The 11,066-nt window shown below is 37.4% G+C and carries 13 protein-coding genes; all 13 read left to right on the top strand.

What is annotated here, in order from left to right; translation table 11 throughout:
• Positions 1–173: 173 nt before the first annotated feature.
• The 13 genes from EJK17_RS11485 to EJK17_RS09215 all read left to right on the top strand — a co-directional run bounded on the left by EJK17_RS11485 (position 174) and on the right by EJK17_RS09215 (position 11,063).
• Positions 174–695: a hypothetical protein gene (locus tag EJK17_RS11485; protein WP_103662405.1), complete on the top strand. Its 522-nt coding sequence runs from the start codon at positions 174–176 to the stop codon at positions 693–695.
• Positions 696–855: 160 nt separating this feature from the next.
• Entirely contained in the window at positions 856–1,014 is a 159-nt protein-coding gene (locus EJK17_RS11480) for a hypothetical protein (RefSeq protein ID WP_161494930.1), read from the top strand.
• A gap of 76 nt (positions 1,015–1,090) precedes the next feature.
• Positions 1,091–1,492: a helix-turn-helix domain-containing protein gene (locus EJK17_RS09265; RefSeq protein WP_103662404.1), complete on the top strand. Its 402-nt coding sequence runs from the start codon at positions 1,091–1,093 to the stop codon at positions 1,490–1,492.
• A gap of 184 nt (positions 1,493–1,676) precedes the next feature.
• Complete coding sequence (gene pnuC / locus EJK17_RS09260) at positions 1,677–2,429, top strand: nicotinamide riboside transporter PnuC (protein WP_103662403.1); 753 nt, start codon at positions 1,677–1,679, stop codon at positions 2,427–2,429.
• An 84-nt stretch (positions 2,430–2,513) separates the two neighbouring features.
• A complete protein-coding gene (locus EJK17_RS09255; RefSeq protein WP_103662402.1) occupies positions 2,514–2,963 on the top strand; it encodes a DUF3290 domain-containing protein in 450 nt (149 codons plus the stop codon).
• A gap of 1 nt (position 2,964) precedes the next feature.
• On the top strand, positions 2,965–3,603 hold the full coding sequence (locus EJK17_RS09250) for a DUF421 domain-containing protein (protein WP_103662401.1): 639 nt from the start codon (positions 2,965–2,967) through the stop codon (positions 3,601–3,603).
• An 18-nt stretch (positions 3,604–3,621) separates the two neighbouring features.
• The gene (locus EJK17_RS09245; RefSeq protein WP_103662400.1) at positions 3,622–4,422 is read left to right on the top strand and encodes an SIR2 family NAD-dependent protein deacylase; all 801 of its coding nucleotides are present in this window, start codon (positions 3,622–3,624) and stop codon (positions 4,420–4,422) included.
• A gap of 7 nt (positions 4,423–4,429) precedes the next feature.
• Complete coding sequence (locus EJK17_RS09240; RefSeq protein WP_103662399.1) at positions 4,430–5,386, top strand: exonuclease domain-containing protein; 957 nt, start codon at positions 4,430–4,432, stop codon at positions 5,384–5,386.
• A gap of 194 nt (positions 5,387–5,580) precedes the next feature.
• Positions 5,581–6,363: a formate/nitrite transporter family protein gene (locus tag EJK17_RS09235; protein WP_103662398.1), complete on the top strand. Its 783-nt coding sequence runs from the start codon at positions 5,581–5,583 to the stop codon at positions 6,361–6,363.
• A 99-nt stretch (positions 6,364–6,462) separates the two neighbouring features.
• Positions 6,463–7,305: a DNA/RNA non-specific endonuclease gene (locus EJK17_RS09230; RefSeq protein WP_127796379.1), complete on the top strand. Its 843-nt coding sequence runs from the start codon at positions 6,463–6,465 to the stop codon at positions 7,303–7,305.
• Positions 7,306–7,347: 42 nt separating this feature from the next.
• Entirely contained in the window at positions 7,348–8,775 is a 1,428-nt protein-coding gene (locus EJK17_RS09225; protein ID WP_103662396.1) for a C69 family dipeptidase, read from the top strand.
• Between the two features lie 336 nt (positions 8,776–9,111).
• Complete coding sequence (locus EJK17_RS09220; RefSeq protein ID WP_103662395.1) at positions 9,112–10,197, top strand: ABC transporter ATP-binding protein; 1,086 nt, start codon at positions 9,112–9,114, stop codon at positions 10,195–10,197.
• Positions 10,197–11,063: a carbohydrate ABC transporter permease gene (locus EJK17_RS09215; RefSeq protein WP_103662394.1), complete on the top strand. Its 867-nt coding sequence runs from the start codon at positions 10,197–10,199 to the stop codon at positions 11,061–11,063. The genes EJK17_RS09220 and EJK17_RS09215 overlap by 1 nt, the downstream gene beginning before the upstream one ends.
• The last annotated feature ends 3 nt before the right edge of the window (positions 11,064–11,066 follow it).

The following is an 11,066-nucleotide window of genomic DNA, read 5'->3' as shown; positions in this document are numbered from 1 at the left end:
GCCCTGAAGCTGGAAGAGTTGGTCAATGCGATTACTCCTAAATTGGAATATCGGAATACTAATGATGACGCCAGTAAATAAAATAAAGAAAGGAAAACTATATTACTTTCTGGTATGTAGAAAGACAGGCTTCTACATATTTCTATGTTTTATATAGCAGAAAGAATTCAAGCATGAAGAGAATAAAAATTTTTGTAGCATTTTTTGTAGCTTTTGTAGCATTAGGGATGCTTAATACTAATAAAGTACAAGCCGCATATGGTCGGGGAAAGATAGTGACGACGGATAAATCTTTACGGGGTACATGGTACAGTAAGGATTATGGTCATGGTCTCAAGAAAATTAAAATTACAGCTCATACAATTACCTTGCCATATTTGGGTAAGAATCTACCACATGGTAAATATACTTTGTATAAGCAAAGCAGTAGTATTTTTAAAAAAGGTTATAAGTATCAGATGAAGGCAAGTAAATATGCAGAAAAGCATCATTGGATGAGCACTTGGACTTACAAAAGAGAAGGTAAAAAATATTTAGGTATTGATCCATTTTGGCTGGATCATGGTGATAATGACTTTGGTGGTGATTTACGGGTAACTACAGTTAAGAAACATGGAAAAAGTGTAAAGCAGTTGACTTTACAGAATCCTAATGCTAGATATCGTTACTATCGTTCAATTAGTATTGCTAAATAAAAAACTAAATACGATGCTATTTTTATACTGAAATTTGATCTTTAATAGTAAAAATACTATTATACCTTTAATCTAATTCGCTTGATTGCTATGCGATCGCAAGATAGGATGTGTTTTTAGCACATCCTATTTTTGTTTTTCTTTTACTTAAGGGAAAATTATGGATTTAAGCAAGGTAAATTTTACTAAAGAAGATGTTCAAGATTTCATGGATAGCTTGGATATTGATACTATTTTGAAAAATATTGATAGGATGCCAAGCGATGATAATTATGAATCTTCTTTTTCTCATGATATTAAATACGGAATGAATAAATGATTTAATGAGACAATGAAGGCAGTATAATTTTGATTTAAAGTTTAAGATGTAATTATTTTTAGAAATCAGAAATAATATGGTACAAAAATTATTTAATCCAGAATTAGACAGATTTGATATTTATGCTGACGTCTGGATACCAAAGACAGTAACTGTTAAGGATGAAAAAGATCTCATAGTAATAAATCATTATTGGCGTGATGTGAAAGGAAAGCTATGGGGTGACTTTAAATATCCAATGGAAAATGTTCATTGCAGTTTTGATGCCTACAGAAATAGAAAAGGGTATGTAACACCAGCAAAAATAAAAAAATTGCGGCAGCAGTTGCATTTATTTATTAGAGAGTTTGCCGATGCAGTGGGAATTAATCCTGTGGAACTTGCCAAAATTGAAAATAATCAGCGAATTCAAACTCAGCATCAAGAAATGTTACTTGAAAATGTGTTGGATAATATAAGAAAAGTTAATAGAGATTGAAAACATCCCTGCACAATACGGGATGTTTTTTCATCGCGTACTTTTTCTCCATAACAAAATTTTCGCAGAAATTCAATCTTGTATTGAAAATTAATAAGCTTATACTAGATATTGATGTCTTTTGACGGATAAGGCACAAGATATTGAATTCTTGTGAACCTAATATAATAAGGGAGTCGAGTTTATGCAAAACGTTGCATCAGAGAAGAAAGAAAATTATTTTATTTGGTTATGGAATCAGCTTAAGGGATGGCCAGTACAAAACTATTGTTTATGGTTCTTTGCTTTTGGCTTTCAATTAGCCCTATTGATTCAAGAAAAGATCATGACAGTGACGATTATTACTTTTATCGGAACTTTGCTGGGAACGCTTTGTGTATTAGCCATTAATGCGACTAAGGCCGTTAATGGTTGGTTAGGTTTAATTTCTGCTGCTTGTTTTATTTATGCTGGTTTAGCTGCTAAGAACTACTTATCAATTTTTGAACAAATTGCTTATATCGCCACTTTGGACTTGCCAGTTATTCTTTCAGTTAAGTCATGGAACGATGACACTAAGAACCACTTGCGCAAGTTTGGCCATAAGGAATGGGCAATTGCCATTATTGGGACTTTAGTTGTTTATGCGGTTAGTGGTTACTTAATCGGCAAATTTACTAATGATCCTCGTCCTTGGATTGATGCCATTAGTTTTGCAATTTCATTAACTGCCGGAATTATGTGCTTCATGCGTTACAACAACCAATATTTCTGGTGGACTGCTAGTGGGGTTTTCCAATTGATCCTTTGGGGCGTAACTTTTGCCCAAGGTGATGCTACTTTAGCCATGGCCGTTAACTCATTGATCTATGTAATTAATGATATTTTGGCCTTCACTGTTTCTCCATGGTTTAACTTGGGACGTCGGCGTGCTGGATTGAAGGAAATTTCTAAGTAAGTTTGATTGAATAAAGTATTGAAGATGGTATCAAGGGATATCATCTTTTTTGCTATAATTAAACGATAAAAAGGGGATGCAGCTATGACATTTTATACTTTAAAATATATCCAAAATAATCAAAACGCTGATAAAACAATGCTTTATATTTTAATGCTGATTGCCGCTGTCGCAATGATTGTTTTCACCTTGCTTTATTTGCATAACCGCTTTGCTACGCGCTACCGCGATTTAGGGATTATTGCCTTACTTTTTTTATTTTTGTTTGCCGGGACGCAGTATGAAAAATATGTAAAAATTAACACGCGAAAAGCTCAGGCAACACAGATTGTGCCCTTTATTAATTCGGTCGCAGAAGACGAAAATGTCAAAGACAGCGACGTCCTAGTTAGTTCAACGGATTTAGTCGATGGGATGATTGTCCGCATTGATTCTAAAGGAATTGATTATCAACTTAATCTGAATCCGGATCGGAATACTTATACTTTGACGCGCGCCCATGTAATTGATCATCGCGTAGATGTGAGGGAATAAAATGCAACTTGACTATACACAACTCTTCATTAAATTAGGACTAGGAATTTTAACCTTAATTATTCAAATTAATTTATTTGGTAAAAGCAATTTAGCTCCGACAACGGCCCTTGATCAATTGCAGAATTATGTCCTTGGGGCAGTAATTGGTGGGATTATCTATAATCCAAGTATTACGGTTTTGCAGTTTTTATTAGTGTTAGTTCTTTGGACTTTAGTAGTTTTCATTTTAAAATTTGCCCGTGACCACAACCGTTTTGTCCGCAATATTATTGATGGCAAACCGGTTCAAGTAATCAAAAATGGTAAGGTTTTGGTTGCTAATTGCATGAAGGCCGGGATTTCTGCTAATGAATTAATGTTTAAATTACGCAGCCGCGGGATCTATTCTGTCGAAAAGGTTAAGAATTGTATTTTTGAACAAAATGGGCAACTCACGATTATTGAAAATGATGAAGCTAACATTCGTTTTCCAATCATCAGTGATGGGCAAGTAAATGAAGATGTTTTGGAATTAATTCATCGCGATGAAGCTTGGCTGGATCAAGAAGTGCAGGTAGCAGGTTATAATAGTGTTAACGATGTCTTTTTAGGCGAATATATTTCTGGTGAGTTACGTTTCACCGGATATTCAAAGTAACAGAAAAGAAGAGATAATATGGCAGATATTAAACAAGCAAAAAAGTGGTTAGCTGATGCTGATGCAGTGGTCGTAACCGCAGGCAATGGTCTGGCCCGCGAAGAAGGCTTAGATATTTTAAGCGAAGAAGAATTTGATAATCATTTTGGTAAAATCGCTGAAAAATACCACGTCCATACCATTGGGGATGCTCTGGATAAGAAATTTGATTCTTGGGATGAACAATGGCAATTCTGGAGTCAATTGATCAAGGACTATTCTTTAGACTATGAACCTAGTGAAACCATGCTGGCCTTAAAGCAGTTATTAGCAGGTAAAGAATATTTTATTGCTACTAGTACCTTTGGGCATTTCTTTGAAAAGGCTGGTATTAATGAAAAGCGCATCTTTAATGCCTTTGGTGATTGGACCAGGATGCAATGTTCAAGCGGGATTAATCATGGGCAATTCTCTGATTTAGCAGTGGTTAAGCAATATTTAGCTGGAAACGGAGCAGTACCGAAGTGTGAAGATTGTAATTCACCAATGGAATTGCATATGCCGCTAAATGCGCATTTCTTCCCAGATACTGATGCCAATACCTGCTTGCGCTGGTTCTTAACTGGTAATGAAGATAAAAAGTTAGTCGTGTTGGAATTAGGCGTTGATGAGACTAGTCCGCAATTACTTGATCCGATGGTTAACCTAGTTGCCCAATATCCTAATTGGAAGTATATTGCTGCCGATCTAGAGGCTAGTGATTTAGCTGATAGTCTGCAAAAGCGCGTAATTGCTGCGGGTCAAACGCCACATGACTTTATGATGGAAATAAGTAAATAGGTGATTTATGAGTATTATTGTGAAGAATGGGATCTTGCAAGTTCCTGGTGCCCAAGAAAAGTTGCGTCATAAAGGGCAAGAAAAGCCAGAATTTTTAACAGATTATACCCTAATTGATATTGAAACTACGGGGCTTAGTCCTTATCGTGATCGAGTAACTGAGCTAGGTGGAATCAAGGTTAGAAATGGTGAAATTGTTGACGAATATAGCCATTTGGTCGCTTATGATAAGTCAAATAAGGTACCGGCCTTTATCACTAAGTTAAACGGCATTACCGAAGAAAAAATCTTAAATGAAGGTATTCCCGTTGATGAAGCTAGTCATGATTTTCGAGAATTTATTGGCGATGATGTAATTATTGGTTATAACGTTAATTTTGATCTGAACTTTGTCTATGATTTAGCCAAAAAATATCACTTGCCTGAACTAAATAATGACTATGTCGATGTCTTGCGTCTGGCTAGAGCCTATTATCCACGTGAGCGGCATAATCGCTTAATTGATTGCATGCAGCGGGCTGGGATTGCCCAAGTTGAACAACACCGCGGTCTAGATGATTCAATTGATACTAAGAAGGTTTATGATGATTTTCGCCAGCACTTTACGCCAGAATTACTAGCTAAGGCGCAAAGCAAGGTGAAGAATTTAGACTTAACTGCTGAAAAATTAAATCCGTGGGAATTAAGTTTTTATAATCCCATTAGTAATAAGCAGATCGTTTTATCAGGCAATCTGCATTTAGATCAAACTGATGCGGCCAAGATGATCCAAAATATGGGTGGTAAAGTGGCCGATCGTGTGTCTGCAGAAACTAATTACTTAGTCATGGGGGACCATGATTTCTTTAGACGAGATAATGCTGACTTGGAACTGGCACGTCAATTAATTAAGCAAGGTGCGAAAATTAGCCGCTTGTCGGAAACTTTCTTTTTGAACATGTTAGATGATTGGGCTAGATCGTAAATAAAGTGAGTGGTTTCTGACCACGATAATTCTAGAAAAGAGAAGTTAATTATAACTTCTCTTTATTTTTATATAAAATAATTATTTTTATCACTAAAAGACATATAAAATAGCACAAAAAGCGCTTACATTTTTAATTAAAGGATTATATAATATAGGCAGAAATTCGAATAATAGTGAGGAGTAAGAATTTTATGTATGCAGATGCCTATGAAGCAGCCTCAAACGCTGCCGCCAAAAAGTTTAGTGTGTTAAAAAGTAATCCGCTTGGCTATGTTGCGTTGTCAATTTTAGCAGGGATGTACATTGGTTTCGGGATTCTGCTAGCTTTTACGATTGGTGCACAGCTAGGAAATAATCCTGCCTCCGGTTTAATTAAAGGTTTGATCTTCGGGGTAGCCTTGAGTTTAGTCATTATTCCTGGGGCAGAATTGTTCACTGGTAACAATTTTGTGATGGGTGCCGGGATGTTTAAGCATAAAGTTTCTGTTGGCCAAGCAATTTGTCTGTGGATTATTTGTTGGTTAGGGAATTTAGTTGGCGCCACTTTACTCAGCTGGTTATTTACGACTTCAGGCTTTGATATTCCTGCAGTTGCTACTGTCTTTACGAAAGCAGCCGCAGCCAAGATGTCAGTTCCAGCATTCCAATTAGTGTTACGTGGAATTTTGTGTAATATCTTGGTCTGCTTGGCAGTTTGGTCAACTTTTAGAACTAAAGATGATACAGCTAAATTATTGATGACTTGGTGGTGTTTGTTAGCCTTCTTCTCATCTGGTTTTGAACACTCAGTTGCTAATATGACTACCTTGATTGTTGCTTTACTTAATCCTGCTAAAGGTGCCGGCGTGGTAACGATGGGCGGTTTATGGTACAACTTGCTGTGGGTCAGTCTTGGTAACATCATCGGCGGTTTAGTCTTTGTTGCCTTACCATACTGGCTTGGTTCTAAACTTAAGAAAACACAAGATGCTTAATGAAAAAGCTTGGTTTAGCCAAGCTTTTTTTATTACAGTAATTGCAAACTAGCGTTCTGTAAGTTAAAATAAGAAATTATACATAAGAGAGGGAAAATGATGGCTTACAGACGAAAAAGGCGCAGAAAAGAGAATACTTTTTTATCAATTGTTGTGTTAGTAATAGCTCTTGCTTGGGGAATTTATACTAAAGGCGGACAGAATTTTAATGGTAATAATTTTGCTAAAAATACGTCGACAGATAGTTCTTTAAACAAAATGGGCACCGCACAAAAAGTGTATGGTGGTTTAACCCGGGCTGATTATCAAAAACTAGCAGCTTTGAATTTTAAAAGTGGAGACAAAGCCTATCTGGTTCTTAATCATGATCGCTCGACTTTGATTAAAAGCGCGTGGAAGGTTAATCGGGTAATTTATGCCAATCTAGATCAGTTAAATCGGACTTCGCATTCCAATACCGCTTTTTTGGAGCGGCGTAATGTTGCTAATGATAGCTTGCGGGTACGGCAATTCGTGGAGCCCACGGCTTGGCACTATAATCGCCGCAATCGTACCCAGATTTACAATCGTGGTCACTTAATTGCTTATTCAGTTTCAGCGGGGATTAATCAAAGTGGTGACTATAATCCACGCGATCAATCAGGGGACCAAAATAACCCTAAGAATCTGTTTACACAGTCAGCTTTTTCTAACCAAAAGATCCAAACGATTTTTGAAAGCAAGATTCGTCAGGCCTTGCGGCAGAATAAGCGGGTCATTTATCAAGCAACGCCAGTTTTTCACGGGGATGAATTAATGGCCCGTGGGATCAATTTGCAAGCTGTGGCAACTGACGGCTCACTCGACTTTAATGTATACTTATTTAATGTACAGCCGGGCTATATTTTTAATTATCAAAACGGCCGGGCCAAGGTTGATCGGCAGATGCGGGTCAATGAATAAGTAGTAGAATATAGATAAATAGATTTCAAAGGAAGTACGACAATGAAAAAAGATAATTGTACAGCCATGTTGGTTGGTAAAGATGCCTCAATCGATGGCTCAACGATGATTGCGCGTGATGAAGACGGTTACGGCGGCATCAACGAAAAGCTCTTTGTAGTGAACCCAGCTCGTCATTATGATGAAGACTATGTTTCAAAATATAACGGCTTCAAGATGCACCTTGAAGGTGATGGCTGCAAATGGACTGCTGCTCCTACTGCTGATGACTCAGAAGGCCGCTGGGATGAACAAGGTATTAACGAATATAATGTGGCTATGTCAGCAACCGAAACCGAAGCAACCAATGCTCGCTGCTTAGGTCATGATCCCCTTGTAAAAGACGGAATTAATGAAGACTCAATGGTTTACATTACCTTGCCATTTGTTAAGACTGCGCGTGAAGGGGTTTTGCGCTTAGGCCGCCTAATCGAAAAGTATGGTACTGGTGAAAGTAACGGGATTGCTTTTTCTGATAATAAAGAAGTTTGGTATCTTGAAACTGGTGCTGGTCACCAATGGGTAGCAGCGCGGGTACCAGATGATTCTTACGCTATTTGTCCTAACATTATGGTGATTCAACACGTTGACTTTGATGATCCCGACAACTTTATGTATTCAGAAGGCATTCAAGAGTTTGTTGCCAAGAATCATTTGAACAATAGTACTGATGGTAGTTTTTCATTTAGAGATATTTTTGGGACTAAAGATGAAGCTGATGCCTTCTACAACACACCAAGAACTTGGTATGGGCAAAAGTTGTTTAACCCAAGTATTGAGCAAGATCCGACTAGTCAAGAAATGCCATTTACTCGTGTACCGGAAAAGAAGATTAGCGTTGAAGATGTGCAAAAGTTTTTGACTAGTCATTACAACGGTACGCCATATGATCCAATGGACACTTTCTCATCTGGCAGCGAAAAAGAACAAAAGATGTTCCGTTCAATTGCCTTGGATCGCAACCAAGAATCAAGCATCTTGCAAATCAGAAACGATGTTCCGGCAGCTATGGCTGGTATTCAATGGATTAATATGGGCTTTTACGCATATTCACCATATGTGCCTTTCTATACTAATATTGAAGACACTCCGCTTAACTACAAGGTCGCTGAACACACTGTTGACCCAGATAGCAGTGCCTACTGGCTTTACAAGACCTTACAAGTCTTAGTTGAACCTCGTTATCACCAATACATTTACGAAGTCAATGCTTACCGCGATGATTGCCAAAGTTATGCGGTGGGCCGGGTTGACGAGATTGATGCTAAAGTCAAGGACCTTGAAGGTACGGAATTGATTAAGTATCTAACCAATGCCAATGATCAAACCGCAGGTGTCATCACTAAGAAGACGAAGAACTTGATGAGCAATTTGGTCCGTGAAGCATTAAATTCTTCTAAGTATCAATTTGAACGTGGCGATAACCTTTAATTAAGAGTTTGTTCAGAGAATATTTGAGATTGTTCGGAAAAATTTTCTAAATATTTTAATTAAATAGCTAACAAAGAGTACTGCAGTCGCAGTAGTCTTTTTATATAAGTATTAGTTAAAAGATATACAAGATCTAGAAAAGCAAACTATTTTTTTATAATAGAAAATAAAGTTAGTAAATAAATGAAAAAGAAAGATTTTTTCACAAACTTTTGTGGCAGATTTTTGATAAACTACGAATTTTCATTAAAATTATTTGTGCTTTTCATGCTTATATTTTAGAATTAATAGGGAAATTCTAAAAATTATTATCTAGATATTGTGGTGTTTGTACTTATGAATGACGAAAAATTTGTCGAAGTTAAAAATCTTCGTAAGGTATATGATAACGGTCACGAAGCAATCAAGAATGTTAGCTTTTCAGTTAAGAGAGGCGACTTGGTTTGTTTATTAGGACCATCCGGTTGTGGTAAAACCACTATTTTAAATATGTTAGCGGGCTTACTTAGTCCAACTAGCGGCGATATTTTGTTTGACGGCAAGTCAGTGGTCAATATTGCGCCTAAGGACCGGCAAATCGGTTATGTTTTCCAGAACTATGCGCTTTATCCACATATGACAGTTTTACAAAACGTCATGTTTCCGTTAACTGTGGGCCAACATAAAAAGTCCAAAGATGAAGCGGAAAAAATCGCTCGTAAGTATATGGAATTAACGCAAATTACCGAGTTAGCTGATCAAAAGCCTGGTCAATTATCAGGTGGTCAACAACAGCGTGTTTCAATTGCGCGGGCATTGGTGCAACAACCTAAGATTTTGCTGATGGATGAACCACTCAGTAACTTGGATGCGCGTTTACGGTTAAGAATTCGTGAAGAAATTCGTTCTTTGGTTAAAAAAGTGGGCATTACGACTTTATTTGTTACTCACGACCAAGAAGAAGCTCTTTCAATTGGGGACAAGATTATCTTGTTCCACCAAGGCGTAATTCAACAAGATGATTTAGGTCAAAACTTCTACCTTAATCCTAATAATTACTTTGTTGCTAACTTTGTTGGTAATCCGGTAATTGACAATTTCAAAGTTAAAGTTGCTGACGGCAAAGTCACTGCAGCTAACTTCAGCTTTGATGTTTCTGAACTAGATAAAAACCGCTTTAAGCGCGATTTAACTGATGGGGACTATGTCTTATCTGTTCGTCCAGAAAACATTGTCCCTGCTGCTGACGGGATTGTTCCAGCAGAAATTAAAGATGTGGAATTAATTGGTCGTGAACGAATTTTGAAATTTGATCACGAAGGCCAACAAGTTCGCTCCTTAGTTGATTTGGAACAACCAGTTAAGTCAGGCGATCAAGTTAAATTGAAGATGCGCTATGATCGTGTCTTCCTCTTTACCCCAGAAGGAGAGCGTGTTTACTAATGAAGAAGAATCAGACAAAGGCGTGGTTGTTTTTAGCGCCCACAATCATTTTTGTTACCTTCTTTAGTATCTATCCAATTATTCGGGCCTTTATTATGAGTTTTCAAAGCGGGTCACTCATTAATTTATCTTGGACTGGCTTTAGCAATTACCAATACATTTTTAAAGATCCGGAATTTTGGCTAGCAATTAGAAATACTTTGCTTTATGCCTTGATTTCAGTTCCCGTTGCCTTAGCAATTTCGATTTTATTGGCTTGGCTTATTTTTAGTAAAGTGAAAAATAAGGCCTTCTTTGAAACCACCTTCTTCATGCCTTACGTAACTTCAACGATCGCAATCGGGATTGTCTTCCGCTATATTTTCAATGGTGAATACGGGATGTTAAACTTCGTTTTAAGAGCCTTACATTTACCAGCTCCTAACTGGATTGATGATCCGGCGATGTCAGTGACTACCATTATTATCTTTGGGGTTTGGACTTCGCTTGCTTTCAATATTGTCATTTTAATGGGAGCTTTGAGAAATATCGATCCTAACTATTACACGATCGCCGATATGTATGGCGCAAGTGGAACTGAAAAATTCTGGCGCATTACGATGCCACAATTAGTACCAACTTTAGCCTTCTTATTAACGATGAATATTATTGCCGCCTTCAAAGTATATACTTCCGTTTATGCTTTGTTTAACGGTCAAGCTGGGGTTGGTAACTCAGCTACCACGGCAGTGTTCTATATTTATAACAAGTTCCAAATGGTTGGTACACCAGGTGTTGCCATGGCCGCAACAGTTGTCTTGTTTATTATCATCATGTTCGTTACCTTCTTGCAACGGAAGATGATGAAGAAGATTGGGGGACGGTAAAAG

Source organism: Lactobacillus xujianguonis, assembly GCF_004009905.1.
In the GTDB taxonomy this organism is placed as follows: domain Bacteria; phylum Bacillota; class Bacilli; order Lactobacillales; family Lactobacillaceae; genus Lactobacillus; species Lactobacillus xujianguonis.
The sequence above is the reverse complement of the archived record's forward strand: the minus strand, read 5'-3'. Positions and strand labels throughout refer to the sequence as shown.

Bases quoted from the DNA above. Each gene is read 5' to 3' on its own strand.
- EJK17_RS11480 (WP_161494930.1), top strand. From the start codon at position 856: ATGGATTTAAGCAAGGTAAATTTTACTAAAGAAGATGTTCAAGATTTC.
- EJK17_RS09220 (WP_103662395.1), top strand. From the start codon at position 9,112: ATGAATGACGAAAAATTTGTCGAAGTTAAAAATCTTCGTAAGGTATAT.
- EJK17_RS09255 (WP_103662402.1), top strand. From the start codon at position 2,514: ATGACATTTTATACTTTAAAATATATCCAAAATAATCAAAACGCTGAT.
- pnuC (WP_103662403.1), top strand. From the start codon at position 1,677: ATGCAAAACGTTGCATCAGAGAAGAAAGAAAATTATTTTATTTGGTTA.
- EJK17_RS09215 (WP_103662394.1), top strand. From the start codon at position 10,197: ATGAAGAAGAATCAGACAAAGGCGTGGTTGTTTTTAGCGCCCACAATC.
- EJK17_RS09225 (WP_103662396.1), top strand. From the start codon at position 7,348: ATGAAAAAAGATAATTGTACAGCCATGTTGGTTGGTAAAGATGCCTCA.
- EJK17_RS09265 (WP_103662404.1), top strand. From the start codon at position 1,091: ATGGTACAAAAATTATTTAATCCAGAATTAGACAGATTTGATATTTAT.
- EJK17_RS09230 (WP_127796379.1), top strand. From the start codon at position 6,463: ATGGCTTACAGACGAAAAAGGCGCAGAAAAGAGAATACTTTTTTATCA.
- EJK17_RS09235 (WP_103662398.1), top strand. From the start codon at position 5,581: ATGTATGCAGATGCCTATGAAGCAGCCTCAAACGCTGCCGCCAAAAAG.
- EJK17_RS09245 (WP_103662400.1), top strand. From the start codon at position 3,622: ATGGCAGATATTAAACAAGCAAAAAAGTGGTTAGCTGATGCTGATGCA.
- EJK17_RS09240 (WP_103662399.1), top strand. From the start codon at position 4,430: ATGAGTATTATTGTGAAGAATGGGATCTTGCAAGTTCCTGGTGCCCAA.
- EJK17_RS11485 (WP_103662405.1), top strand. From the start codon at position 174: ATGAAGAGAATAAAAATTTTTGTAGCATTTTTTGTAGCTTTTGTAGCA.
- EJK17_RS09250 (WP_103662401.1), top strand. From the start codon at position 2,965: ATGCAACTTGACTATACACAACTCTTCATTAAATTAGGACTAGGAATT.